At 42.2% G+C, this 26,108-nt stretch carries 27 protein-coding genes and 1 pseudogene; 6 read left to right on the top strand and 22 right to left on the bottom strand.

Annotation, left to right across the window (positions count from 1 at the left end; all coding sequences use genetic code 11):
* Positions 1–116: 116 nt before the first annotated feature.
* From arsB to ACZ5A8_RS03440, 4 genes are all read right to left on the bottom strand, one after another.
* Positions 117–1,169 carry an ACR3 family arsenite efflux transporter gene (arsB, locus tag ACZ5A8_RS03425; protein WP_464532209.1) on the bottom strand — a complete coding sequence of 351 codons (1,053 nt, stop codon included), beginning with the start codon at positions 1,167–1,169 and terminating at the stop codon, positions 117–119.
* Positions 1,162–2,049, bottom strand: coding sequence for a universal stress protein (locus ACZ5A8_RS03430; protein ID WP_464532210.1), 888 nt, complete (start codon positions 2,047–2,049; stop codon positions 1,162–1,164). The genes arsB and ACZ5A8_RS03430 overlap by 8 nt, the downstream gene beginning before the upstream one ends.
* Before the next feature lie 415 nt (positions 2,050–2,464).
* Positions 2,465–2,695 carry a thioredoxin family protein gene (locus ACZ5A8_RS03435; RefSeq protein ID WP_322222107.1) on the bottom strand — a complete coding sequence of 77 codons (231 nt, stop codon included), beginning with the start codon at positions 2,693–2,695 and terminating at the stop codon, positions 2,465–2,467.
* A 92-nt stretch (positions 2,696–2,787) separates the two neighbouring features.
* The gene (locus ACZ5A8_RS03440; protein ID WP_464532212.1) at positions 2,788–3,759 is read right to left on the bottom strand and encodes a permease; all 972 of its coding nucleotides are present in this window, start codon (positions 3,757–3,759) and stop codon (positions 2,788–2,790) included.
* Positions 3,760–4,072: 313 nt separating this feature from the next.
* Between ACZ5A8_RS03440 and ACZ5A8_RS03445 the strand changes: the two genes are divergently transcribed.
* Complete coding sequence (locus ACZ5A8_RS03445) at positions 4,073–4,237, top strand: hypothetical protein (protein WP_464532213.1); 165 nt, start codon at positions 4,073–4,075, stop codon at positions 4,235–4,237.
* A gap of 95 nt (positions 4,238–4,332) precedes the next feature.
* Here ACZ5A8_RS03445 and ACZ5A8_RS03450 read toward each other — a convergent pair whose 3' ends face one another.
* From ACZ5A8_RS03450 to ACZ5A8_RS03465, 4 genes are all read right to left on the bottom strand, one after another.
* Positions 4,333–4,593 carry an ArsR/SmtB family transcription factor gene (locus tag ACZ5A8_RS03450; protein ID WP_464532214.1) on the bottom strand — a complete coding sequence of 87 codons (261 nt, stop codon included), beginning with the start codon at positions 4,591–4,593 and terminating at the stop codon, positions 4,333–4,335.
* Positions 4,594–4,847: 254 nt separating this feature from the next.
* Positions 4,848–5,231 carry a putative zinc-binding protein gene (locus tag ACZ5A8_RS03455; RefSeq protein WP_464532216.1) on the bottom strand — a complete coding sequence of 128 codons (384 nt, stop codon included), beginning with the start codon at positions 5,229–5,231 and terminating at the stop codon, positions 4,848–4,850.
* A 52-nt stretch (positions 5,232–5,283) separates the two neighbouring features.
* Positions 5,284–5,517: a thioredoxin family protein gene (locus ACZ5A8_RS03460; protein ID WP_229388112.1), complete on the bottom strand. Its 234-nt coding sequence runs from the start codon at positions 5,515–5,517 to the stop codon at positions 5,284–5,286.
* A 195-nt stretch (positions 5,518–5,712) separates the two neighbouring features.
* On the bottom strand, positions 5,713–6,765 hold the full coding sequence (locus ACZ5A8_RS03465; RefSeq protein ID WP_464532217.1) for a permease: 1,053 nt from the start codon (positions 6,763–6,765) through the stop codon (positions 5,713–5,715).
* Positions 6,766–6,998: 233 nt separating this feature from the next.
* On the opposite strand from ACZ5A8_RS03465, the gene ACZ5A8_RS03470 reads away from it, so the two are divergent.
* Entirely contained in the window at positions 6,999–7,379 is a 381-nt protein-coding gene (locus ACZ5A8_RS03470; protein WP_464532219.1) for a YnfA family protein, read from the top strand.
* Complete coding sequence (locus ACZ5A8_RS03475; RefSeq protein WP_464532220.1) at positions 7,376–7,705, top strand: YnfA family protein; 330 nt, start codon at positions 7,376–7,378, stop codon at positions 7,703–7,705. Before ACZ5A8_RS03470 ends, ACZ5A8_RS03475 begins: the two co-directional genes overlap by 4 nt.
* An 86-nt stretch (positions 7,706–7,791) precedes the next feature.
* Here the strand turns inward: ACZ5A8_RS03475 and ACZ5A8_RS03480 are convergent, their stop codons facing one another.
* The 5 genes from ACZ5A8_RS03480 to ACZ5A8_RS03500 form a co-directional block, all read right to left on the bottom strand.
* Positions 7,792–8,076: a hypothetical protein gene (locus tag ACZ5A8_RS03480; RefSeq protein ID WP_464532221.1), complete on the bottom strand. Its 285-nt coding sequence runs from the start codon at positions 8,074–8,076 to the stop codon at positions 7,792–7,794.
* A gap of 59 nt (positions 8,077–8,135) precedes the next feature.
* Complete coding sequence (gene tusB / locus ACZ5A8_RS03485; RefSeq protein ID WP_464532223.1) at positions 8,136–8,435, bottom strand: sulfurtransferase complex subunit TusB; 300 nt, start codon at positions 8,433–8,435, stop codon at positions 8,136–8,138.
* A 68-nt stretch (positions 8,436–8,503) separates the two neighbouring features.
* A complete protein-coding gene (locus ACZ5A8_RS03490) occupies positions 8,504–8,848 on the bottom strand; it encodes a DsrE family protein (RefSeq protein ID WP_464532225.1) in 345 nt (114 codons plus the stop codon).
* Between the two features lie 40 nt (positions 8,849–8,888).
* Positions 8,889–9,263 (bottom strand): DsrE/DsrF/TusD sulfur relay family protein, encoded by a 375-nt coding sequence (locus ACZ5A8_RS03495; RefSeq protein ID WP_464532226.1) that lies wholly within the window; start codon positions 9,261–9,263, stop codon positions 8,889–8,891.
* A 36-nt stretch (positions 9,264–9,299) separates the two neighbouring features.
* Positions 9,300–9,740 carry a (Fe-S)-binding protein gene (locus ACZ5A8_RS03500; RefSeq protein WP_464533999.1) on the bottom strand — a complete coding sequence of 147 codons (441 nt, stop codon included), beginning with the start codon at positions 9,738–9,740 and terminating at the stop codon, positions 9,300–9,302.
* Positions 9,741–9,890: 150 nt separating this feature from the next.
* Here ACZ5A8_RS03500 and ACZ5A8_RS03505 point away from each other — a divergent pair.
* A pseudogene (locus ACZ5A8_RS03505) lies at positions 9,891–11,070 on the top strand (IS256 family transposase).
* Here ACZ5A8_RS03505 and ACZ5A8_RS03510 read toward each other — a convergent pair.
* The 6 genes from ACZ5A8_RS03510 to ACZ5A8_RS03535 all read right to left on the bottom strand — a co-directional run bounded on the left by ACZ5A8_RS03510 (position 11,071) and on the right by ACZ5A8_RS03535 (position 18,068).
* The gene (locus ACZ5A8_RS03510) at positions 11,071–11,373 is read right to left on the bottom strand and encodes an ArsR/SmtB family transcription factor (protein WP_464532227.1); all 303 of its coding nucleotides are present in this window, start codon (positions 11,371–11,373) and stop codon (positions 11,071–11,073) included. It abuts the pseudogene before it with no gap.
* A gap of 331 nt (positions 11,374–11,704) precedes the next feature.
* Positions 11,705–12,460: a (Fe-S)-binding protein gene (locus tag ACZ5A8_RS03515; protein WP_464532229.1), complete on the bottom strand. Its 756-nt coding sequence runs from the start codon at positions 12,458–12,460 to the stop codon at positions 11,705–11,707.
* 420 nt (positions 12,461–12,880) lie between these two features.
* On the bottom strand, positions 12,881–14,098 hold the full coding sequence (locus ACZ5A8_RS03520; protein ID WP_464532230.1) for an ammonium transporter: 1,218 nt from the start codon (positions 14,096–14,098) through the stop codon (positions 12,881–12,883).
* Between the two features lie 756 nt (positions 14,099–14,854).
* Entirely contained in the window at positions 14,855–16,069 is a 1,215-nt protein-coding gene (locus ACZ5A8_RS03525; RefSeq protein ID WP_464532231.1) for an ammonium transporter, read from the bottom strand.
* A gap of 449 nt (positions 16,070–16,518) precedes the next feature.
* The gene (locus ACZ5A8_RS03530; protein ID WP_464532233.1) at positions 16,519–17,712 is read right to left on the bottom strand and encodes an ammonium transporter; all 1,194 of its coding nucleotides are present in this window, start codon (positions 17,710–17,712) and stop codon (positions 16,519–16,521) included.
* Positions 17,713–17,723: 11 nt separating this feature from the next.
* Positions 17,724–18,068, bottom strand: a complete 345-nt coding sequence (locus ACZ5A8_RS03535) for a P-II family nitrogen regulator (RefSeq protein ID WP_464532235.1) — start codon at positions 18,066–18,068, stop codon at positions 17,724–17,726.
* Positions 18,069–18,339: 271 nt separating this feature from the next.
* On the opposite strand from ACZ5A8_RS03535, the gene ACZ5A8_RS03540 reads away from it, so the two are divergent.
* Positions 18,340–19,221, top strand: a complete 882-nt coding sequence (locus tag ACZ5A8_RS03540) for a class I SAM-dependent methyltransferase (protein ID WP_464532236.1) — start codon at positions 18,340–18,342, stop codon at positions 19,219–19,221.
* A gap of 107 nt (positions 19,222–19,328) precedes the next feature.
* Here the strand turns inward: ACZ5A8_RS03540 and ACZ5A8_RS03545 are convergent, their stop codons facing one another.
* The 3 genes from ACZ5A8_RS03545 to ACZ5A8_RS03555 all read right to left on the bottom strand — a co-directional run bounded on the left by ACZ5A8_RS03545 (position 19,329) and on the right by ACZ5A8_RS03555 (position 22,968).
* Complete coding sequence (locus tag ACZ5A8_RS03545) at positions 19,329–19,859, bottom strand: PEF-CTERM sorting domain-containing protein (protein WP_464532237.1); 531 nt, start codon at positions 19,857–19,859, stop codon at positions 19,329–19,331.
* An 852-nt stretch (positions 19,860–20,711) separates the two neighbouring features.
* Positions 20,712–21,956, bottom strand: coding sequence for an IS110 family RNA-guided transposase (locus tag ACZ5A8_RS03550; RefSeq protein WP_464529342.1), 1,245 nt, complete (start codon positions 21,954–21,956; stop codon positions 20,712–20,714).
* A gap of 628 nt (positions 21,957–22,584) precedes the next feature.
* Positions 22,585–22,968 carry a GYD domain-containing protein gene (locus ACZ5A8_RS03555; protein ID WP_464532238.1) on the bottom strand — a complete coding sequence of 128 codons (384 nt, stop codon included), beginning with the start codon at positions 22,966–22,968 and terminating at the stop codon, positions 22,585–22,587.
* A gap of 151 nt (positions 22,969–23,119) precedes the next feature.
* Between ACZ5A8_RS03555 and ACZ5A8_RS03560 the strand changes: the two genes are divergently transcribed.
* Positions 23,120–25,894 carry a cache domain-containing protein gene (locus ACZ5A8_RS03560; RefSeq protein WP_464532240.1) on the top strand — a complete coding sequence of 925 codons (2,775 nt, stop codon included), beginning with the start codon at positions 23,120–23,122 and terminating at the stop codon, positions 25,892–25,894.
* Positions 25,895–26,108: the final 214 nt, after the last annotated feature.

Consider the following 26,108-nt stretch of genomic DNA (forward strand, 5'->3'; position numbering starts at 1 on the left):
TACTTTTTCTCTTTTCACTTTTTCCTTCTGTATTTTTTCCTTTTCTACTTTTCCTCTTTGTACTTTTTCCCTTTCTGCCCTTTTTCGTATTGCTTCTTGTTTTCTCTTTTTTTCGATCAGAACCTGAATTTTTCCCTGTTCCTGTCCATGATTTTCACAAGGGAAAGCATAACAGGCACTTCTACAAGCACTCCAACAACGGTTGCAAGAGCAGCCCCGGATTCCATTCCGAAAAGGATTAACGCTACTGCCACTGCCAGTTCAAAGAAATTACTGGCACCTATAAAAGTTGAAGGCGCAGCTTCTCTGTAAGGGATTCTCAGGTATTTTGCTCCTGCATACCCAATCGCGAAGATCAGGTAAGTCTGCAGTACGAGGGGAATTGCGATCAGAAGGATGTGGAGGGGGTAATTTATAATGTTATTTCCCTGGAATATAAAAATCAGAACCAGAGTTATTAAAAGTCCGGCAGGAGTGATCCATTGAGTTTTTCGGATGAGGTTATTTTCAAACCAGGTAACACCTTTTTTCCTTATCACAACCTGCCTTGTCAGCACAGCAAGGCCGAGAGGAATTGCCACATAAAACAGGACAGAGACGAAGATTGTCATAAGAGGAACCGGAAAATCAGTTGTGACTCCCAGAAGGAACTTTCCCAGCGGAGCAAAAAGGACCAGAATAATAAGGTCATTTACCGAGACCTGAATCAAAGCATAATTAATATTGGCTCTTGCAAGATATGTCCAGACAAGCACCATAGCCGTACAGGGGGCAAGGCCCAGCAGGATCATGCCTGCAATATATTGCGCCTGAAGGTCGGCAGGGATCAGTGATTCGAAGAATACGCGCATAAAAAGCCATGCAACAAAAGCCATTGTAAAGGGTTTGATTGCCCAGTTTACAACCAGTGTAAGGAGGAGGGGTTTAAGATTTGCTTCAACTTTCAGGATTTCTTCAAAATTAATTTTAAGCATAATGGGGTACATCATGATCAAAAGTACAACAGCCACCGGGATCGAGATGTTTGCAATCTCAATACCCCCAAGGGTTCCCGCAAAACCTGGAAATAGATAGCCTATTACGGTTCCGAGAATAATGCAGATTGCGACCCATAAAGAAAGGTATTTACTAAAAAAATCCAGCTCCCTTTCTTCATCGCCCTCAGGCATATTCTTCCCCCTCATCCCAATCTTCTCCCTCAAACTCTTTGCTTGCAGGGATAATCAGCACGGGCTTTGTGGTTTTTCGGAGTACGCTTTCTGCCGTGCTCCCGAGCAGCAGGTCCATCAAAGTTCCTTTCCCACGGGCAGTCAGCATGATCAGGGTGACATCTTCTATGCTGGCAAATTTTACTATCTCATCTGATGGAATTCCTTCAACGACGAGGAACTGGCTCTTTATGCCTGCAAGCCGTTCCTTTATTCTCCTGAGCTTTTCTTTTGCCTCTGCTCTCTGTTCATCTACCAGGTCCATATCTTTTATATCATCTATTACATGCAGAAGCAGAACCTCTTTTACTATCCCCTCAAATTCTTGGAGCTGTTCTACCGCTTTCATTGCCTCTTTTGAAAAGTCGAGAGGCACAAGGATTTTGGAGAAAGTTGCCCTGCATGCCTTCTCATAAACTTCTTTTCCTTCTTTCAGAGCGTCGTACTTTTCAACCAGAAGTATTTTCTTTGAACTGCGTGCTATGTATTCTGTAGTTCTTCCGAGGAGCTTTCCCTTTATGAATCCTTTAGTTGTGGCTCCCATTATTATCGCATCAACATCTTTTCGGTCTGCAACCTCTGCAATTGTCTTTCTTATATCTCCTACTATCACCAGGGTTTCGGTTTCAATTTCAAGTTCCCTGGCAAAGTCTGCATAATCTTCAATTCTCTTCTCTGCATTTCGTTCAAACATAGGGGCAAGCCCCTGGCTCTTATGTATGTCCACCACATGCAGCAGGATAACTTTCTTCAGGCCGGCGTTTTTAAGTTCCCCTATGCAGCCGAGCAAATCTTCCGTTTCTATTGTAAAGTCCGCAGGAACAAGTACTGTTTCAATCAATCTGGTGCCCCCTATCTCAGGATACAATGTTAGCGCTTTCACTAAACTGTCCCTTTAAAGCTCATTTTGGCGTCCCCTTCAAACCTACTTTCCTTCAACCTACTTTTATAGTATCCTTCTGTCAGTATAAATAAGCCATGCAGACACTCTGTTTTCGGGCAAAAAGCAGGTAGAAGCGTTGACAGGATCTAAAATAAAGGATTATAGGATAAAAATAAGGAATAATCGAAAACGGGATAAAAAATACCGGGATAAGAAAAGAAATAACATATAACAGGATAAATGGATCTCGGATAAAGATAATAGCTGGATAAAAAACAACCGGGATAAAAGGACTCTGGAAAATCGGAATAAAAAGGCTGGAATAAAGAGGAATGAAAAATAATCCAAAAGATGCCTTTGATACGTTGAAAGGTCAGGCTATCCATTTCCTTACTTCTTTTTCATCCGGAACCTTGCCTGCAAGTTTAACCTCTCCATTAATCACGACTGCAGGAGTGATCATCACGCCATAGTTAAGGATCGTTTCAAAGTTCTCCACTTTAACGACTTCAGCTTTCTTACCCGTTTCAGCAAGGACTTTCTCGATGATTTCTTTTGTTTTCTTACATTTTGCACATCCGGTTCCAAGAATTTCAATTTTCATTTTTATCTCCTCTATTTTTATCTACTCTATTATTATCTCCTTTATCCTTTCTCTGTTCTTATACTGATTTTATTGCCGCTTTGCAGTACGGGTCACAGCAGCAAATTAAACAGGTATCCTGTAAAAATAATTGATACGGCGACGATCGAGACAAAGATTGCGATCAATTCTTTTTTCAGCATTTTTTTGAGGATAATCATCTCAGGCAGGGACACGGCAGTAACCGACATTAGGAATGCCAGAGAAGTCCCTATCGGAAGTCCCTTTCCAATCAGGCTTTCTATTATAGGGATCATACCCATAACATTGGAGTAAAGAGGTACGCCAACAAGGACGGCAATCGGCACTGCAAGCAGGTTATCTTCACCTGCATACCTTTCGAGAATTCCTTCAGGCGCATATCCGTGAAAGAGCCCTCCTATGCTGACTCCTATGATCACGTAGATCCATACCTTTTCCACGATTTCTTTTACGCCTTCAACGGCGATACCTACTCTTTCTCTGACATTGAGTTTCTCAGGCTCCGAAGCCTTCTGGCCCACCTTTATTTTATAGACGAATTCTTCTACATACTTTTCAAGCTTCAGGATACCTATCAGATAGCCGCCAAGTACGCCCAGTACAATACCTGACACCACATAGAGTGCTGTTGCCTTGAAGCCCAGAGTTGCCCAGAGTACGGCAACTGCTGCCTCATTTACCAGAGGAGACGTGATCAGGAAAGAAAAAGTGACCCCAAGAGGAACACCTGCTTCAACAAACCCTATGAAGAGAGGTACGGACGAACACGAACAGAATGGTGAAACAGTCCCTATCAGGGAAGCCACAAAGTGGTATCGAAGACCTTTTTTTCCTCCGAGCACTTTTCTTGTCTTTTCCGGTGTTATATATGTCCTTATATAAGAGATAGCAAAAATCATTACAGCCAGCAGGACGAAGATTTTCATTACATCATAAATTATAAAGTTAACACTGGCTGCAAGGTTAGTATCGGGTGCAATCCCGAAAACTCCATAGGTCATTTTGTCAGCAATCAGTTGGAGAGGATAGAAGATGTCAGCCATTATTTGCTCCTTCTTTTCTATTAGATTCTTACGGTTTATAGATACTCAATCTGCTGAATATATTACTAAACATCATATCAATATATGTTGATATAATGTTGTTTTGATATAAACTTTTCTATCTACAGGAGATTTTGTCTCAGGGGGCATTTTTATAAAATATTTGATTCCGGGTTTGGTACCCGGTGCAGCAGAAACTCAAAATAGGTCTGGAAAATATATCTGTTCAGAAAGCAGTCAGAAAGTTTGCCGAAAAAGGGTGGAAAGGTCTTCATGAATTTCCCGGAAAAATACTTTAAAAGAGGATTCTAACATGGTAAAATGCTCTATCTGTGGAAAGGATAAAAATTCGCTGCTCAAAGTTAAGCACAGAGAACTTGGTACGGTAAAACTCTGCTTTGAATGCTGGGAAGTAGAAAGTGGCAACCAGAACCTCCTTCCCTCATGCGGAAATGGCTGCGATTGCTGCCGTTATTAAATCTTTATGTTTCTACTCTGTGGGGATTTATGGGATTTTATTCCGGAGTTTCCGGAATATAAAGAGTGCAGCTGAAAAAAAGGACTTAAAAGGATTTATTCCTCTGCTATTTTCAAAATCTTCCGGACTTTTTCGTCATCTATGGAATAAAGTCTCATCTTTCCGTCCTTTCTCGCCTTGACAATGCCCCAGTCCTGCAGCTTTGCCAGGTGCATCGAGGTATTGGACTGAGTTTTGCCGATCAATTCCGGGATTTCACAGGCACATTTCTCCCCTTCCAGCAGGACTTTTATTATTTTGTATCTGGTTTCTTCGCTGAGGGCTTTGAAGAGTTGTAGATTTTCTTCTTCACTCATATCAATATATCTTGATATATGAGAATATATACCTTTCCAGTTTTTAATTACATGGAATTAAACAGGGCCTTAAAAAATCGGTTAAGGACCTCAAAAAATTAAAAAGCTCGAAAGATAATTAAACAGCTTGAAAGATAATTATGAAGCTGAAAATGGATTAAAAACTGATTGTAAATTTGATTAACAGTTAAAACAGTATACTAAGAATCAGAGGGAAGTTAGAGTAAAATACTTAAATAAAAATAGAGTGGAGATCATTCGGATTGCAGGATCTCCATAACTTTTCCCATAACCTCGGCGACTTCTTCGTCCTTTGGATCTCTGTCCTTGGTTTTCTTAATCCCTAATTCCGAAACCACTATCTGGAGGTCAACCTTGAAACCTGCAAGTTCAAGAGTTTTTGTTGCACAGTTTACAGGGCAGCCGTCAATTGTAATAATCCTGTCAGAAGCTTCCGCAGACTTCATGAGCCCCGGAGCTCTGGCTCCGATCCCGACTGTGCACATCAGGTTTCCAATCCCCTGCTTTTCGAGTTCAACTGCAACTTTGTTTGAGAGCTGTCCAACATTCGCTGCCCCTACGCAGGGGAAAATCGCCACATTTGCCGAACCGCATGAACATTTAGTTTCGCCTGCCATTTTTTTCTCCTTATATTTTTAATAATTAGCTCATCTGATGATCCATTTTAACTTATTTTGTGATCCATTTCTTGATATCTTCCACGCTTGGGACCTTACCTGCGACTTTGACGTCTCCATCAATAACGAGGGCAGGGGTAATCATGACTCCGTACTCCAGAATTTTGTCAAAATCTTCTACCTTGACAATTTCCGCATCCACGCCTGTTTCCTTTACGGCTTTTTCGGCAAGTTCTTTTGTTTTGTTGCATTTAGAACAGCCTGAACCCAGTATTTCGATTTTCACTTTCTCACCTGCTGTTTAATTTTCTTTAGTCATTTATTGCGATACGTTTAGATGTAAGCTTTGTGAAATTATTTATGATATTACTTTTATTTGATTCAATTGGATTTGATTGGATTTAATCGGATTTGATTCGACTAAATTTGATTATTTGATTAGATCTGATTAGATCTGATTAGATTTGATTCGGTTTCTATTTCACACAAACATGGCTCCGAATATATACCCCGAAACGGTTGCAATCAATACTACCAGGAAGATATAAGTCATGCCTTTTTTTGCTCCCATTATCCTGTTGATAACTATCATATTCGGCAGGCTAAGTGCCGGACCTGCAAGGAGCATGGCAAGGGAAGGTCCTTCTCCCATTCCGAGCAGCGTAAGGGCTTTGATGATTGGTACTTCCGTTAAGGTGGAGAAATACATGAGAGCTCCGGCTACTGAGGAAATAAAGTTTGAAGTCAGGGAATTTCCTCCTACAAGAGCTGCTACGTACTCTTTTGGGAGTACGACAACTGCAATTCCTGCAAAGAAAACTCCCAGCAGGAGCAGGGGTGTGATCTGTTTTATCAGGAACCAGGTTTCTCCCATCCAGCTTTCAAGTTCTTCTTTTGAGAACCATTTGAAAGACAGGAATGCTGTAATCCCTATCATGGGAGCCCAGGCAAGCAGCTGAGTTGTATACTTCCAGCCCCAGGAAGACATCAATTCTGGCGCTACAAGGACTGCAATTAGCAAAACAAATAGTTCGACGTTGTGCCTGTGCTCTTCTTCTCCGAAGGTCTTTATGGACTTGCGTTCGGTTACTTTCCCCTCATACGCAAAGGACATCACCAGACCAACAAGAACAGAAAGAGTAATTGCTGTAAAGGCGCGGGCTATTCCAAGGTCGTATCCCAGGATTTTTGCCGTATAGACAATTGCAAGGATATTGATGGCGGGAGCGGAGAATAAGAACGTGGTTGCAGGACCTATACCTGCCCCCCGTTTATATATTCCTGCAAAGAGGGGGAGCACCGTACAGCTGCAAACTGCAAGGAGGCAGCCCGAAACAGCAGCTACCGTATATGAGACATATTTGGGGGCGTCCGCTCCGAAGAACTTCAGCACCGATTCTTTGGAAAAGAGGGAAGCTATTGCGCCTGCCAGAAAAAAAGCAGGTACAAGGCACATGAGCACATGGAGCGCCATGTATTCCTGTACTGACTGAAGCCCGACTGATATGAGATAAGTGATATAATCAAGAGTCATTTTTCCACCAGGGATATTTTCCAGATTTTTCCTGTTATTTCAAATGTATTTGAAAGAACCTATATAAAATTTCCTATTTCAAATATATTTGAAACAATTTTTCCGGCGTGTATTTACTCTCCAGCTTGCAATCTTTATAATCTCTTTCTGGAACTCCAGCGATTCTGTTCATACTCTGCAGGGTGCTTTCGCTTATGAGTTTGTTTATATATATTATTCACAATTTTTAAGACATGAAAATTAAAGTCGAATCCACATGCATATCCCGAAAAAGATGCTTTGTGTATACTATTCTCCTGTTCATCCTTGCAGGTGTTTTTGAAATCGGAGGTGGATATCTTATGTGGTTATGGCTGCGTGAAGGCAGAGAATTGGTTTTTGCATTTCTTGGGGCAGCAGTCCTGTTTCTATATGGTGTCGTACCTACTTTCCAGCCATCATACTTCCACAGGATATATGCGACATATGGAGGCATTTTTGTTGTTATGTCTCTTTTATGGGGCTGGATTTTCGACAAAACGCCCCCTGATACCTATGATCTGATAGGCGCCCTGATCATTCTTATCGGAGTCTCGATTATCTATTACTGGCCAAGAAAGGAGGAGGCTTTATGATCGACCCGGGAATTTCTCTTGCCCTGTTTTTCCTGGCTGCCCTGTTTGAAATCGGAGGCGGATATCTTGTCTGGTTGTGGTTAAGAGAAAATAAAGGAGTAGTATTCGGGCTTCTGGGCGGGCTGATACTGACTATCTACGGAATTATCCCAACTCTTCAGCCTGCACATTTCGGCAGGGTCTATGCCGCATACGGAGGAATTTTTATTATTTCCTCTCTGATCTGGGGCTTTCTTGTTGATAAGAAGAAACCTGACAGATATGAAATTATAGGAGCATTGATCGCACTTGTGGGCGTTTTTGTAATGTTCTATATCCCACGTTAAATCTGCGGGAAGAAAACTGAACTGGCAAGTTTATCCTGAAAGCTTAAATCAAGGGTAAATATTGGTTTCAGTTCAGATTTCAATACTCATTTACCTGCTGCCATCTGTGCCTCTTTTGCTACATCTTTTATCATTTCCCCTACAAACGTTGCTTTTTCGCAATGGGAAGCCTCTTTTGGGCTGCAGTTTATAAGGACGCTCATCAGCCTATCCGCTGTCTTATAAAGTTTCATATCCTCGAGCCTGACCAGAAGGTCGGATAGCTTTTCGCTAAATTCCCTGCATTTTTCGTGGTCACAGACTGCCTGTTCATGCAGCCGGCTCACTCGTTCTAATTCTTTAATAATTTCAGGTGAGAGCTTTTCGGTCATATAGTACCGTCCTGTCCGGTGACCCTTTATTATTAGTATTTTTATCTGCTAACTTTTGTTTAAAATGTATACATATTCCTGCAGTGTTCCATTACATCCTCTATAAAAGCAGCGTAGAAGTTGTCTGGAACTGTAACTTTTTCTCTGTCCCTTATTGCTCTTGCCTCGAGATCTTCCTGGCAGGCATAAATCTCGCAGCCCGTCAGTCTCTCTATTCCGGAAAACAGATGGTAGACCCCGTCTCCTGCAAGGTAGATTCTGGAATTTCCGGAGCGAGCAGCAAGTTTGAGGCATATCTCCGATCTCGGACTGAAGGGAGGTTTTGTCAGCAGGAATATATCATATTCTTCTTGCTCCATATTATTCTCCGTGTCTGTTTTTTCTTGATAGCTGCCAATTTTTAGTACTGCCGATTCAACAGGTCACTTTAAATCGGAATAACGCAGTCCGAGCTTTCCATTGCTTCGAGAAAGTCCTCTTCATCAACAAGTTCCACGGTCTCTATCAGGGTCTCCTCAAAAAGGCCCCTATCAACCAGCGAGGGTTCATGCGCAAGTACTCTTAACTCCCCATATGAATAGAGAATATCTGAAAGGTTTGGTACTCCAAGCTTTTTGCTGTCCTGGCCTGCAACTACAAGATAAACTCCATCTCCATAAAGGCCGAGAGTCACATGCATCCTTGTTAGACTTACTGCAGCCGCATTCAGTGCTCCGAAGGCTTTTTCACTGCCGTATGGGGCAGTATCCAGCAAATAGAAAACCGATCTCATTGGTCTAAACCCATTTTGACGAGCTTATTTTAATTTATTTTTATAGCGAGATTACTCTATCGCTTTTACTCAGCATCTCTGAAAGTTCGTAGAGACTGGAAATTTTTATTCCGGGGATATAATCTTCGCAGTTATTTCCGTTCGCTGTCTCTTCTTTTGCAATATAACCTCTAGCAGCAGCACACCGTGCACAGGCCCTGATCACAGCTCCTTTCTCTGCAAGTCCTGTGAAAAGTTCGCCTGCGCTGGTAAAAAAGGATGGGTTCTGACTCTTTTTGGGGATATGCACTGCGTCCATGTACAGGAATATATTCACCTGATATTGTTTAAGTGCGCTTTCGGCTATTTTACAGGCAATTTCAGCGTATTCGGAAATATAAGGGCCGTCAGTAAGCACTATGGTGAGCGTCTTCAAAATTTCCTCCGAATAAACTATGTTAATTAATAGAGCTCAGATGTAATCGGCCAAAACCTGTAGTTGCTCCTGATTATTTGCGTACTCCGGTTCTTTAAGGAGCGTACACCTGTCCAGAGCGATCTGTCTGGCCATAAGCTTGATGGCAAAGCTGTAACACCCCTGTTCGCCGCACTTTCCACAGTTGGTCTGGGGCAGGTATTTGTAGAGCTCCATGAGCTCAACCCTAACCTTCTCCCTGGGAGCTGGGGCTACACCTTTTGCAATAGCCGCATTGATGGTGCTCTTCAGGTTTTCAAGCTCTTCTTTAGCTTCATTCTCGTTTTTAATCATCCTGATGGAGATTTTTCCACTACCGTAGATAGTTGTAATAATTTCTCCTTTTTGAATTATCAGGCTATTTTTTCCATCCGAATAATTACTTCTGGGAAAAAGAGGCTCAAGCAGTTTCAGGATTCCACCCGGAGGTGGGACCATGTTTGCACTCGCCCTGAGTTTTGAGGAATCTACTATACAGGGCGAAAGCTGCCTGATTTCAACAATCTCCACTGGCCTTGCCTGAGAAAAGTCTGCTGCTCTCTCCTCAGCTTTTCCTGGGCAGTGTACCGAAAGTTCTGTAAAATATGATTGACTCTGTATCCTTTTCCTTTCACCACAAAAAAAAGAGGATGCAGAGTCAATGGTTAATTTATTCCCACTCATAAAAGATTATCTTGTCGATCAGGAAGATGGAATTCGCCAGCTAATTACCTGGTTTTTAAACCTTGTAATGGAGGAGGAAGCCCTCCTCCAAGCTGGTGCACAACGTTATGAGAGGACAGATTCACGTAAAGCTAGTAGAAATGGCTACAAACCCCGAACTCTCCTGACCAAGCATGGGAAACTCGAATTATTAAAGCCTCAATTCCGTGAGTTTCCCTTTGAAACTCAGGTTTTTGAGAAATATTCAAGAGTTGAAAAGGCCATCTTAACCGCTGTAGCTGAATCTTACCTTCAAGGAGTTTCCACCCGAAGGGTGAAAAAGGTCATGACTGCATTAGGAGTAGGAGAAATTTCAGCCTCTTCTGTTTCCAGGATTACAAAAGAACTGGATGAGAAGGTTGAAGAATTTCTCTCAAAGCCAATAGAACATGAAATCCCTTACTTGCTTATCGATGCGACTTATTTCAAGGTAAGAGATGGGCTTCATTACGAAAACAAAGCTCTCTTTGTAGTTGCTGGGATCAGGGATGACGGTTACCGTGAAATTCTTGGAACAAGATTAGCAGACAGTGAAGCCTCTATGTTCTGGGAAGATCTATTCGATGATCTGAAAAAAAGAGGGTTAAGAGGTGTCAAGTTAATTATTTCTGATGGCCATAAAGGAATACAGAAAGCAGTAAGAGAATCCTTTATTGGATCAAGTTGGCAGATGTGCCATGTACATCTGGCAAGACAAGTTCTCAAGAAAGTGCCAAAAAAGAAGCAGAAAGAAGTGGCTGAGAAGATAAAAGAAGCATTAGTAGACCGTCAGAAGTTGAATGACCTGATTATGGAACTGGATAGTATGGGGTATGAAGGCGCAGCTGATACCCTTGAAAGTTTTCAGTATGATGTAATGAACTATATGCAGTTTCCAGAAAAACACTGGAAAAAAATAAGGACAACAAATATGATGGAGAGGACCAACAAGGAACTCAAAAGAAGAAGCAAGGTAGTTGGAGCATTTCCTAACCAAGACTCAGTATTGAGACTGGTAGTCTCAATACTAATTGATATAAATGAAGACTGGATCACAGGAAACAAGTATATAGTAATGGAACAGTAATCAAAAAAGAAGAGTAAGGGGTAGAGAGTAAATTTTACAGAAAATTAAGCACACTGCCTTTCCTGTTTTATTCTTCAGAAATTTCTTGCCGTATTCACTCAACTTCACAGTCTCTTCTTCTAACTCAGCCAGACCTGCCTGTTGCAAAATCCTGAGGTGAAAGTCAAGTGTAGCCTCCCCAATTATCTCTCCTATTTCTCCAGTACTTCTAGAACCATTCTCCAGGAAGTTAATTATCTTCCGTCGGGTACTATTGGCCATCGCAAAGTTTACGAGTTTTGTCTCATTGGGGTTCTCCAGCATCCTTAACACCTGGTGAAGCTATTTCTGCCAGGCAACCTTTTGCAACCTTTTATAGCAATATGCCATTCCCTGGTCCTGATTACAGCCCTTTCTCAATGATCCCGGATAAAATTTGCCTGTGCTGCTAAAACAGAATAAATTCTGATCTTTTTGAAATAGCACTATATACAGGTACATAAATTGTTGCTGTTTAAATGCGCTCTTTGCATTTTCAGGTAATTTCAGCGTATTCGGAAATATAAGGACTGCCAGCGAGTACTATGGTTAATGTCTTCAAAGACTCCTGGTTAAAGTAACGTTTTTTAAATAACTGCAGCTCAATGCCTTCTGTTCAAATATACGCACTCAGGACCTGCAGGTGCTCGAAATTGGTTGCATAGCCCGGTTCTTTGAGAGGTGTGCATTTGTCCAGGGTGACCTCCCCTCCCATGAGCTTTATTGCAAAGGTGTAACAGCTTTGCTCGCTGCACTTTCCGCAGTTGGTCTGGGGCAGGTATTTGTAGATCTCCATGGGTTCGACCCTGATTTTTTCCCGCGGGGCCGGAGCAACGCCTTTTGCGATTGCTTCATTGAGAGTGCTCTTCAGTTTCTCCAGTCTATCTCTAGCCTCTTCCTCGCTTTTGATCATGGTCATGGTAACTTTTCCAGTGCCGTATATGGTAGTAATGACCTCATTTTGCTGTATTATAAGAGCGCCTATCCCATCCGAATACCTGCCTCTGGAGAAAATAGGTTCCAGGACCTTGAGAACTCCTCCCAGCGGCGGAGCCATGTTTGCAATTATCCTGAACTTCGAAGAATCTGCTATGCAGGGCAAAAGCTGCCTGACCTCTGTAATCTCTACAGGTTTAGCCTGTAAAAGGTCTGCACTCTTTCCCTGGTTTTTTTCCTCTTTACCTTTCAGGAAGTTCCTGCCATATTCAGTCAAGCCTGCAGTCTCTTCCTTTAGCTCTATAAGTCCCGCCTGCTGCAGCAGCTTAAGATGGAAGTCGAGCATAGCTTTTCCAGCTGCAACTCCGATTTCCTCAACTGTTCTATCGCCATCTACAAGGAAGTTCATAATTTTTCTTCTAGTAGCATTGGACATAGCATTATTTACTAGCTTTATCTCATTTGGGTTTCCCGGCATCTTCAACACCTTTAAGAATCCTGAAATATTAACCCCTAACTTTATGATGTTTTATTGATTTCAGAATACATTTCCTAAAAATCAAATTAAATCCATGCAACTCTAGTTATTTCTAATTCTGATTCTAATTCTAATTCTTGTAATTATTATGTACTTCACTTCTTAAAAAGCCGGAAGCCTGATATCAAAAAAGCTTGATACGAAAGTCTCTTAGTGTCAGTTCCTGTGAAAAAGATATACATCCGGCAGTTAAGCCAGTAGTGCAGTTAAGCCATAGTGCAGTTGAGACTGAAAAAAGAGGGGCTGAGATTTGCCCTGACCCCTTAACTTAGCCAAACTTTTGCTTAATAAAATAAACCTGCCAATACAAGATTTTTTTCAGAAAACTCCCGTATCATAGGCACATTCGCCGTGGATTGAGATATCCAGACCTGCAAGCTCTTCTTCATCCGAAACCTTTACAGGGGTTATTACATTTATGAGCATCAGCATAATGTATGTAAATACAAATGCGTAGATTGAAGTAATTACAACAACCACAACTTCTTTGATGAAGAATGCAGTGCCACCATAAAGCAGCCCGTCAGCGCCTGCCGGATTTATAACCGTTGATGCGAAGATTCCAAGGAGAATTGTTCCTGTTACTCCTCCGATTCCGTGAACGCCCCAGACATCAAGGGCATCATCCCATTCCATCCTGTTTTTGATATGAACCGCAAGATAGCAGGTAATAGCTCCAATAATACCCATTAACGCAGTCACAGGCATACTAACAAGGCCTGCTGCAGGAGTAATTGTTGCAAGACCTGCAACTGCTCCTGTCATGAATCCTACAAATTTTGGTTTTGCTTCCCTTAACCATTCTATTATCATCCATGTAATAGCCGCAAAAGAAGCTGCAATATCACTGTTCAGGAATGCAAGTGCGGTAATTCCATCCACATTGAGTTCACTGCCAGCATTAAAGCCGTACCAGCCAAACCAGAGAAGTGCAGTTCCGATAGCCATTAAGGGAATGCTGTTTGGTTTTGATTCTTTATATTTCCTTGAGCCTACGAAAAAGACTGAGGCAAGGGCTGCAGCTCCTGCTGTCGCGTGAACAACTATTCCGCCTGCAAAGTCAAGAATCCCCATTTCTGCAAGCAGGCCACCTCCCCACACCATATGGGCAAAAGGATAGTAAACAAAAAGCTGCCAGACGACCAGAAAAATAAGATAAGCCTTAAAAGTAACCCGGTTTGCGAATGCTCCTGTAATCAGAGCCGGGGTAATGATTGCAAACATCATCTGGTAAGCTACGAAAACGAGTTCAGGGAATCCCCCGCTTTTAAATGGAGTAAGCGGAGTAATTCCATGCAGGAACATTTTGTCCAGGTTTCCCAGAACTGCACCTTCTCCTCCACTGAAGCACAGAGAATACCCGACAAAAAACCATAAAATAGTTGTTATTCCCAGAGAAACAAAACTCTGCATCATAATTCCTAAAATATTTCGTTTACAGGCAAGCCCTCCATAAAAGAATGCCAGGCCAGGGGTCATAAGCATCACAAGACTTGTCGCAAGCAGCATAAAACCTGTTGAACCAGTATTTAACATTTTTTCATCCCATCTTTTTTATATGATAACTAGGAAGCCTCATACACGCTACCTTTTTCCTAGCTCCTTTTATTTAACTCTTTTCACTCTTTTGATGCAAAATTTAATCTCAAAACAGGTTTTCCGGTAAAAAGGGTTAAAAAATAAGGCTATATCAGTACCGAAAAGGCGGAAAAGGGGCCGATAAAATTCTCAAAACAACTTGTAGTTGAAAAATGTATTGGCTTAAAGTAGGTGAGGATTTTCATTTCTTTTACTAAATTTTTTTCATAAAACTTTCATTTAAAACTTCGTATTTTTAAAGTTTCCGGCTTCTTCCTCATTTTTGATCACGGTCACGGTCAATTTTTCCGGTGCCGTATACAGAGGAGCGTCTGCAAGAATTTTAAATTTAATCCCATACTTTTTTCCTGATACTCGTCGCTATCAGGCAGATTTTTTCTCAAAAATGAAGTTCGTTCTTATTAATTCTGTAATCCACTTTTTAAAAATCCCGAATCCCAACCTCAAAAAAGACTGATACGATAATTCTTCGATCATCGGTTTCCAGAAAAAGAAGATAAGCTGCAGACTATTAAAATGGGAAAAAAACGGAAAAATGTAAGGGCCAGGGTTTATCCTAACTCCTTTCTCCTAATCAAGCAAACCTGCTGAAAAGAACTTCTCCTTAAAAAACTTTTTGTTTAGAGAAATCTGTTTTGTAAGTCCGTTTACTATGGATAAAGATATTCTTTTTTGCAATTTTAAGGGATTTTATCAGTGAATCGCATCGTAGGCACATTCACCGTGCATAGATATATCCAGACCCGCAAGCTCTTCTTCATCTGAAACCTTGACCGGAGTTATTACATTTATGAGCATCAGCATAATGTATGTAAATATAAATGCATAGACCGAGGCACCTGCAACAACCACGAATTCTTTGATAAAGAACGCAGTGCCGCCGTAAAGCAATCCGTTAGCTCCGGCGGGATTTATGGCGGTTGATGCAAAGATTCCAAGGAGAATTGTCCCTGTCACACCACCAATTCCATGTACGCCCCAGACATCCAGGGCATCATCCCATTCCATCCTGTTTTTAATATGGACCGCAAAGTAACAGACAGTAGCTCCGATGATACCCATTAATGCAGCCACATGCAAGGAAACAAGACCTGCTGCAGGGGTAATGGTCGCAAGACCTGCAACAGCTCCTGTCATAAGCCCCACAAATTTTGGTTTTGCTTCCCTTAACCATTCTATTATCATCCATGTAATAGCCGCAAAAGAAGCTGCGATATCGCTGTTGAGGAATGCAAGTGCCGTAATCCCGTCCACATTGAGTTCACTGCCAGCATTAAAACCATACCATCCAAACCAGAGAAGTGCAGTTCCGATAGCCATTAAGGGAATGTTGTTTGGTTTCGAATCTTTATACTTCCTTGAGCCTACGAAAAAGACTGAGGCAAGGGCTGCGAATCCGGCTGTCGCATGAACCACGATCCCGCCTGCAAAGTCAATAACTCCCATTTCTGCAAGCAGGCCACCTCCCCAGATCATATGGACAAAAGGATAGTAAACAAAAAGCTGCCATACGACAAGGAAAATAATGTAGGCCTTAAAAGTAATCCTGTTTGCAAATGCTCCTGTAATCAGAGCCGGGGTAATGATTGCAAACATCATCTGGTAAGCCACGAAAACGAGTTCAGGGAATCCCGCATTTCCAAACATATCAGTCGGAGCAATCCCATTCAAGAACATTTTGTCCAGGTTTCCTAAAATTGCACCTTCTCCTCCACTGAAACACAGAGAATACCCGACAAAAAACCATAAAACAGTTGTCAGTCCGAGAGAAACAAAACTCTGCATCATAATTCCTAAAATATTTCGTTTACAGGCAAGCCCTCCATAAAAAAATGCCAGACCAGGGGTCATAAGCATCACAAGACTTGTCGCAAGCAGCATAAAACCTGTTGAACCAGTATTTAACATCTTTTCATCCCATCTTTTTTATATGATAACTAGGAAGCCTCAAATCTCTTACCTTCTTCCGATTTTATTCTACTTAATATTTTCTACTTTTACAAATAAAAATAAAAGTATTAAAATAAATCTCAAAGAATAACTGATCCCTAAAGAGCTGAATAATACTGAAAAGACAGAAAAAGACCGGGTGAAACTCGGGAAAAAATTGACTGTAAAGAATATATCAATTTCAGGAAAGATGTATTCTTTTCAGAGAAAAAGTATTCTTTTCAGAGACAAATTATTCTTTTCAGAAAAGATGCATTTTCAGAAAAGATGTATTAGTTTTCCATGGAGAATATGTTATTTTAAGGGAAGGCATGTTAGTTTAGAAAGTTGATCTCTTTCTATCCATAGCACAGAATAAATTAGAAAGGTACAGGTGGGTTTACCTGCACTCAAATATTTACCTGTACTTAAATGTTATATGCTGCTTCACCATGCTGTGTCCGGTCAAGCCCGATATTTTCCTCACTTTCAGTAACTTTGAGGCCTATCGTCTTATGGAGTACAAACCCGATGATGAGGGTGCAGACACTTGCGTAGAGAAGTGTGATGACAACGCCTTCTATCTGGAGCAGCAGCTGCTCGGAGTTGCCGAGGAGGAACCCTGTAGACCCGACACTTGCAAATACGCCTGTTAAAATGGCTCCCGTTATTCCACCTACTCCGTGAACCCCAAAAGCATCAAGGGAGTCATCATAACCGAATCTTGCTTTGAGCATTACGGCCTGATAGCAGATGAAGCTTGTAACCGCACCTATCGGGATTGCTGCCATAGGGGTAACAAAACCTGCAGCCGGTGTTATTGCAACGAGCCCTGCCAGGATGCCTGTTGCAAACCCGAGAGCAGTAGGACGCCCTAAATGGCTCCATTCCAGTGCCATCCAGACAAACCCTGCAGCTGCAGGAGCTATAAGTGTTGTGATGAATGCAAGGGCTGCGATCTCATTTGCAGCAAGGGACGAGCCAGCATTGAACCCAAACCATCCGAACCAGAGAAGCCCGGTCCCCAGGAGAGTAAGAGTAACATTATGCGGTTTTATCGAGTCTATTCCGTAACCTCTCCTTTTGCCAAGGAAAAGCAAAATTGCAAGGGAGGAAATGCCTGATGTTACATGGACAACTGTACCGCCTGCAAAGTCAAGGGCCTCCCCTGTAAGGAATCCGCCGCCCCAGACCCAATGGCAGACAGGTGCATAGACAATAAGTCCCCAGAGTGCAATGAACGCGATATATGACTTAAACTTGACACGCCCTACAATGGCCCCTGAGATCAGGGCAGGCGTGATTATTGCAAACATTCCCTGAAATGCAACAAATGCATATGTGGGGATTGTACCTGTTACCGAGTAAGGGTCAATTCCCTGCAGGAATATGTGATCGAGGCCGCCTATAAACCCGTTGCCTTCTCCAAAAGCAAGCGAGTAGCCTATTATCACCCATTCGAGAGCCATTACGCCCATTGCAACAAATGAGTGCATCATACTGCTCAGGACATTCTTACGCTGAACCAGCCCGCCGTAAAATAGTGCGAGCCCTGGAAGCATTAATAAAACGAGTGCAGATGAAATCAACACCCATACGGTATCTGCTGCTACAATAGCCATTCTTGTCCACCTCAAATAGCAGCAGGTCCGCTTTCGTCTGTGCGGACCCTTATAACATCCTCAAGTGGGAGCACGAATATCTTGCCGCTTCCGATATACCCGTCATTGCCCTTTGCCCCCTTTTTAATTGCTTCAATCGTTGGCTGAAGGAATTCATCATTTACTGCAATTTCGATCTTGATTTTCTCAAGAAGATTTGCTTCAAACTCCATTGCTCTGTAGATTTCCAGATGCCCCTTTTGAGCACCATAACCGGAAACGGACGATACTGTCAATCTATTGACTTCAACTTTCTGAAGCTCTCGTTTGACAGCATCAAGCCTTTCAGGCCTTATTATTGCAATTACATATTTCATCGCGACCACCAACAGGTATCTTTTATCCGGTTTGATACTATTTAATTATGTCGTAATTGGTGTTAAATATTTACATAGTTTGGAGAAGGAACTTTCAAAGTATGTAGAATTAAACTCTATTAATCTTGATTAAACCAGGTTAGAAATTGAATAAACTCGAAATAAATCTGAAAAAAGACAGGCCCGATACATGTTACTTGCCTGCAACATGTCGTTTTTTTATCAGCTTCCCATAAGAGAGCTTTTATTCTCTGAAAACAAATTCAGGGATATGTTTGGAGAAATCGGAAGCATAAGAAATGAAGCAGATGAAACTGCCCTGCAAATTCTCGCCCTTTTCAGAGAAAGCATAAGCGAAATCCGCCTGAACGAACCCGAGTCCGTATCGGCATATTTCAGCCCGGACTATTCACATTACATTGTAGTGCACACGCCCCTCAATATCCGATTTCCTGAAAAAAGGGAAGAGTGGAACCTGCGTTTCTGTAGGGATGTCGGAGTTTCCGTTGTAGAACTGGTCATAGCCGAGACCTGCAGTGCTTATGTGCGGGGCTTGATGGCTGTTAACGGCTCTGAAGTCTATGCTATCCTTCCTTTTACATCAATAGATGCAGAAAAGGCAAAAAAGGCGGAATTCCCTGAAGACCGCATGGCTCGTGTAAGAGAACAGGTGCTTCCTGCAGTGCTCCCGGGAATAAAGGGAGATACCCTCCTTGATATCGGCAGCGGTTTCGGGAGCCTTACTCTGGAGATTGCAAAAAATAACCCGGATTCACAGGTTTATGGCATTGACCTCCATGATTCACTCACAGGTCAGGCACAGATGAATGCCGAAGTCCTCGGCATTGAAAATGTTGAATTCAGGACAGGGAGTGCGTATGCCCTGCCCTTTGAAGAGGGGTCGGTGGAGGCTGCTAGCTGCTTTTTCATGCTTCACCACCTTGAAGATATTAAGTTCGCGCTTTTTGAGGTTAAGAGAGTGCTGAAAAAAGGCGGGTCATTAACTGCAGTTGAGCCGCTGGCACATCAACACCATCACGGGCCGCAACTCTCGGAAGCTGAATGGAAAGAGCTTTTTGAGGACGTAGGTTTTAGTGTGGAAACGGAAAATCTGGAAGGAGCAGTTGTCCTGAAAGCCGTAAAAAGAGACTAAAACCGTGTAAAAAGAAGATAAACCAGGAAAATAATCTCAAAAATGGATGTAAAGACTGTCAGACAAATGAATATGGCGTTGACTTTCTTTCAATCCATTTCAAAAGTTTAGTTTTTCCTGCGCTGGAATATAAACATCATACACATCACTGTAGCAATCGGAAATGCAACAGTAGAAAATTCAAGGATCTGGTTATAACGCAGGCTATCTAATTTGATCAAATTTATACATTGACTGCCTTCTGAGATTTCGATTTTCTGTATGTTTTCAGTCTTACTTTCAATTCTTAGTGTATTTGTTGTGATAAGCCAATTCCATTTAGATGTGGAAAGTTTTTCTCCATTTACAAGAAGTGCGTCCATATTACCTATAATCGCGTCCTCAAACTCTATTGAAACCGACTTTACAGCAGGTGAAAAATATATTGTACTAATATGATTATTTGGATTCCAGAATCCTAAGTCTTCTCCTGACCCAAATTTGGTATCAACAATTGCTCCCGGTGAGAATATTACTCCCAGGTCCGAATAAGTACTACCGATTTCGTCGTCTGCATCTAACCGACCTTCATCGAAGGTTATAGTTAACTCTCCTGCACTTGCTGGTATGGCTATTATTGTAATGGTGGTAACAAGCATTAGTAGAATAGATAAAAAATCCGCTTTCATGTTTTTTCCTCTTAACCGGCCTTTATTATTTGCCAACTGTTATAAATGAACCAACTTGGTTATTTATGGAGGAAACGGCGGCTGAATAAAATATATTTATAGAAACTTTGTTTCTTGAAATGTCAAAGTGTGATTTTTAAAAGTCTGGCTTCAAGAGTAAACCTATTGCATTACACGAGCTGCCGGTTTCGATAAACTCTATCTGATCAGGACTATTCTCCCTTACTCCGAAATCTCCTTTCAATCTGCATTTATATCAGCACACACGCCAATTTTTTAGCTCTGTTTTCTCTTTTTTTTAATGGGAAATACTGCGAGTATGGGATGTAACAAAACCGATTTAGTAACACGAATAAGGTTGTAAGAGTCAGAATAAAGAGACCTTTTATGCAGTTAAAAATAGATATTTAAACATGCTCAACTTTCCCTGAGAAACATTTTCTTTGAACCATTACTTTGAAACCGAAAACTGATCTCAGATACATGGATTACATAAATGTCCCCGTCAGCTTATCTGGCGGTCATTCCCAAAAAGAAGGAAGAAATATGGAAGAAAAAGTTGAAGGAGAAAAGAAGTAAAAAGAAGAGAAAAAGCTTAAAAAACAGTAATAAGAGAGCAGTAATAAGGAGCTCATTCCAAAACCAGGTTTACTCTAAATCAATAAGAATCTCAGAACTGTTTTTCGCGATCAAAAACTCGATTGATTACTCTAAATTCGTAATTTAGAGAAATGGTTCTGAGTTTTGGGATCGGCTCAGAAATAAATTCTTATTTTCCTCTTCTCTTTTTCTTTGGCATGAAAGTACATGAGGATATCTTCCTCACGTACTCTCTCTGTCTTCTTTTCCCATAATTGCGAATATTCCACTAATTATTTTGATCCGTTCATCAGCCGAAAATATTTCAGTTTCAACAATCTTTCTCTTTTGAACTTCTCCCTTTTCATACCCTGTCTCATCTTCATACATCTCATCACTTGTGATAAGATGCCATATTATCGTTGCAATTTTCCTTGCCAGGGCAATAATCGCCTTTGCATATCCAATTGACTTCTTTTTTCTGTTAAAAAACTCTTTTAACCTGCTATTCTTCTTTCTTGCTGCTGCTTGAGCAATCTGTGTCAGAATCCACCTTGCTACTTTTGATCCTCTCTTTGTGATTCTTCCATTATGGTATTTATCTGCAGATTGATACACATTCGGAACTATCCCAAGCCATGAAGCAAGTTTATCCCCTGAAGAAAAGTCTTTGAAGTTTCCTATCTCAGCAATTAAAGTTGCCGCACTCAGTTCTCCAATCCCAGGAACTGACATTAAAATTTCCATTTCATGTTTATGATTTCTATAAGCGTAATTGAAAATTTCTCTTTCCAGAATTTCGATTTCTTCATCCAGATGTTTTATAATGTTCAGGCACATCTGAAGCCTTATTGCAGCACTCTGAGATATTTCTCTGTTCAGAATCTCTCTTATCTGACCAGCTTTCTTCCGAACATTTGGAGAAAGTGATTCTATAATCTGATCAATATTTTTTCCTGAAGAAATTCCTGATAGAATTGCTCTTCCATTTTTTCCGAAAATGTCTGTTAGCACATCACCTAGATGTAACATTTCAGAAGAAAGAATAGCATGAGCTTCATTTTTTATATCTGTCCTTTTTCTTACAAGAGTTAACCTGAGCCTGACATACGACCTGAATTCCCTGTGCTTTTTAGGAAAAACTCTTGACGGTTGAATCATTTTATTCAATGCAAGTTGTGCAATGACTTCCGAATCTATCTTATCGGTCTTTTTATGTGTAAATGCTTTCATATCTCGCGCATTTCCAACTATAACAGGCAAATGATCTATCAATGACTCATAAATCGGAACCCAGAAGTCACTTGTTGATTCACAGGCAACAACATCACATTCTTCTGATGTCACCCAATTTTTAAGGTTTAAAATTCCATCATCATCTCTATCAAAACGTTGTAGCTGTTTTTCACCGGATCTGCTGAGAATAGTAGCAATGACAAAATGTTTGTGAATGTCTAAACCACAAGATTTGTTTATTTCTCCTTCCAATTTACATTACTCCATCATTTCAAGGACAGTGGAATTGCCTCAAAGGCAATTTGGCATCCGTGATCAAAGTCACATCTGGGCCTTCGATGGCAATTCGCTGATTAGTTTTTTGACGGTTTCACAGAACCAAAGAAAAGACAACCTTACTGTCCTAAGGTAATGATGGAGTTAATAAACAAAAAAGTTAGGTATAAAAGGACTTTCATCTTTTTGGGCATGTTATTCGAAGAATATCATGTGCGTTTTTTGAGGGGAAGGCCGCTTTCCTTCGTCGAGCGTGATAAGAACGACCCGATATGATGAATAAATGGATGATCCAATATGATGAATAAATGGATGACCCGATATGGTGAATAAATTTACGGATTAGAATTGTTTTCATGCGTCTTCGGTTAAGTGAGGAATCATAATAGATTGCATCCATTCACAGGATAAATGTCCAAAATTTAAAGGGTGTTTGAACTGGAGCAAGATATCGATTTCAGGTAAATATGTTAAAATTTGAGGCCAATTTCTGCCATAAAATCGATAGTATAAAAGGTGATAAAATATCTTAACCAATGACCAATGGAATTGTGTTTAATCTATCTTCTTTTTGTCCTCTTAAGATCCTTTCACTCTATAACTTTCAAATTTCCACGCTCCTGTCATATCTCCTCTGCCACTCGATTATCAGCTCTGGTGGCATTCCGGTCAGGGTCTCCGTACTTATCGTACCCCATTTCGCTACCTCAAGCAGGAGCTTTACCATTGCTTCTTCTGATGGGAGGTCAACGATGATCACAAAATCGTACCTGCCAAGTGTATAATAATTGGCAAGAACTTTGCCGCCCAATGCCCGGATGATCTCCTCTCCCCTAGCGTCCCGCTCGACGAAGTCTTTCGTCTGCTCAATCGCCTTTGCGTCAGTTTTCCATGGATAATATCGACTGACATGCCAAAATACATAAACCCGAATGTATATAATATGATAGATATTTAAAAAAGAGTGCCTGTTCACGGGATATTGCACACTCCAATCTTAGCCATGTATCCCCCCAAAAGGACGTTCTTTTGCAAATGGTGATGAGTATCAGTATTTAGTATCGGTATTTATATGTTGATAGTAGACTTTTCTCATGTCGCTATCTTTACGATATATGTATCTTATTCTTATTACAGTGATGCTTGGAGCGCTGCTTTCAGCTACCGGATGCCTTGAGGAATCTGAAGCTGCATCTGCAGACATGAACAACACAATGATGTTGGCAGACCTGACATACTACACAGAACAGCTACCGCCTTATAATTACATAGAGAACGGTACGCTGGAAGGTATCTCTGTTGATCTTCTTGAAGTAGTCACTGAGAAGATGGGGAAGAAAGTGACTAGGGAAGAGATAAACCTTGTTCCCTGGAATGAGGGATATCAGGCTGCTCTCACCCGGAATAATACGGTTCTCTTCGTTACAGCAAGGACTCCCGAAAGGGAGCAGTTATTCAAGTGGGTTGGACCTGTTTATTCCGATAGATATGTCCTGTTTGCCAAGCGAGACCGGGGGATCACAATAGAGAGCCCTGAATATCTGAAGGAGTACCGCATCGGGGTGATCGCCGACGATGTAGCGACTCAGCAGCTGCTCAATATTGGGGTGAACCAAAGCCAGATCATTCCCGAAAGTAACGTGTCCGCAAACATCGCCGGACTAGAGAACGGTGAGATCGACCTCTGGGCATGTCCTGAGGATGCAGGCAGGTATTTCACAGAAGAGATAACAGGGAACTATTACTCCTACATTGTTGTGTATCAATTAGAGAACCAGGATCTTTACTATGCTTTCAGTAAAGACGTCCCCGATTCAGTCACCCAGTCCTTCCAGCGGGCACTCGATGCCGTCAAACAGGAAAAAGATGCAGCAGGCATCAGCACGCATGAGCGGATCCTCGGGAAGCATATTCCATCTGTCGGCCTTGCCCAGCTCAATTACCTGACCGAAGAATGGGCTCCCTTCAATTACCAGGAGGACGGGAACGTCACCGGTATCTCTGTCGAGGTACTCGAAGCAGTCTTCAAAAATATCGGTGTGAACCGCTCACGGGCAGATGTTCGCATTGTCCCCCTGGCAGAAGGTTTCCAGACAGCGCAAAACAATACCAGTACGGTGCTTTTCTCCATTGTCCGCACACCAGAACGTGAGCTCCTCTATAAGTGGGCAGGACCTTTTACCAGTGCCAGTTTCGTTATCTATGCGCCGATGAGTAGTAATATTACAATATCCTCTCCTGAGGATCTCAATCAGTACAGGATCGGTGTGGTACAGGCCTCCATCGAAAACGACCTTCTCACCAGCCATGGCGTTAATGCATCGCAGATCGTCAACGGCCAGAAACCCGAAGACCTCCTCAGGATGCTGGAAGAGGGTCAGATCGACATGTGGGCAACGGGAGATCTCGCCGGAAGGCATCAGATGCTGCAGATTGCAGCGGATCCCAATGCCTATGAGACCGTGTATACTCTGAGTGAGAATGACTTCTACTATATTTTCAGTAAGGATGTCCCGGACACAATGGTCGGCGCTTTCCAGCATGCACTCGAGGCGGTGAGAGATCAGAAGGACGAGCAGGAAGTCAGCGATTATGAGCGGATCATCTATCGGAATCTCGGGGTTGGATGCACAGGGCAGACATTCACTGATGACGCGGTGGTGGAGCTTGTAAACACAACCGCCGCAGCAATCGAGAATAATACCTCCGATACGTTCCGGCGCATCAACGCAGGCGAAGCGCCGTATAGGGATCATGAGGATCCGAGTCTCTACGTCTTCGTGTACGATGTGAATTTGACCATCGTTGCTCATGCAGACAACATTCAGGTTGTCGGCAAGAACTTCAAGGGCAAGACAGATGTTACTGGTAAACCGTTCCGTGACGAAATTTTAGAAGGAGCGCTGAAGAACGGGACTGGCTGGTTGGATTATGTCTATATGCATCCGGTCCAGACGAATCTATACTATAAGACCACCTATTACCGGTTAACTCAGGGAAGCGATGGGAACTCCTACATTGTATGCAGCGGCAATTACAAGCGCTGCCAGAACCAATCGGAAGCGACACCGGCTAACAATTCAACTGCATCTCCAGAGGAGCTCGTGGCATTCGTCGAGAAAGCCTTCGAATATGCGCACGTAAACGGACAGGAAGCTGCTCTTCGTGAGTTCAACAACCAGACCAGCCAATTCGTTGACGGCGAACTCTATATCTTCGCATACGACACCAATGGCACCACGCTGGCTCTTCCTTTCCAGCCCGAGATTCTCGGGACAAATCGGTGGAACACCACAGACGTGAACGGCACCTTATATATACAGGACCTGGTAGCCACCGCGCAGTCCGGCGGAGGTTTTGTCCGGTATCTGTATGCAGACCCTGCAGATAATTTCACAGTCAAACAAAAACTCAGCTACGTGATGATGGTGAACAATAGCTGGATACTCGGGGCTGGAATTTATAATCCGCCCGAGAATTCATCGATCGTGAATGTGGGGACAGATCCGCAGGTAAGAAATAGCCTGAAATCTTTTGTCGGGGAAGCGATTGAGTATGCCAATACGAGTGGAAAGGATGCCGCTATCGCAGAGTTCAATAACCAGAATGGAACCTTTGTCCGCGATAGTCTCTATATCTATGCCTTCGATTATAACGGAACGACTCTGGCGCTCCCCTATCAGCCCGAACTGATCGGAACGGATCTTTCAGGGCTCCAGGACCCCTACGGAGTGAATTATACCAAAGTAGAGATTTTCCTGGCACAACAGGGAGGAGGGTTCCTCTTCTACCATTACTACAACCCCGCCCGAAACATGACTCTTGAGCCAAAAATGAGCTACGTCCAGAAGGTCGAAGAAACCTGGTGGCTCGGGGCAGGTACTTACATTGAAGACCTGAACCAGACTACCTGACCGAATTTAACAAGAAAAGATGATCGTGGGCGAACTGATCAAGTTCATTGCCTACCACAATACTCCGGGCCATTAGATCGCCCGGGGAGTTTATTTTGGTTCCAGTATCTCAGTTCTTTTCTCTGCCATCGTCACCTGTTTCAGTAATTTTTGCTCAAGGAGAGACTGTCACTCCAGGATTGGAATAAGTACTGCCGATTTCCTTGACCGCATT

It is taken from the genome of Methanosarcina subterranea, assembly GCF_055385895.1.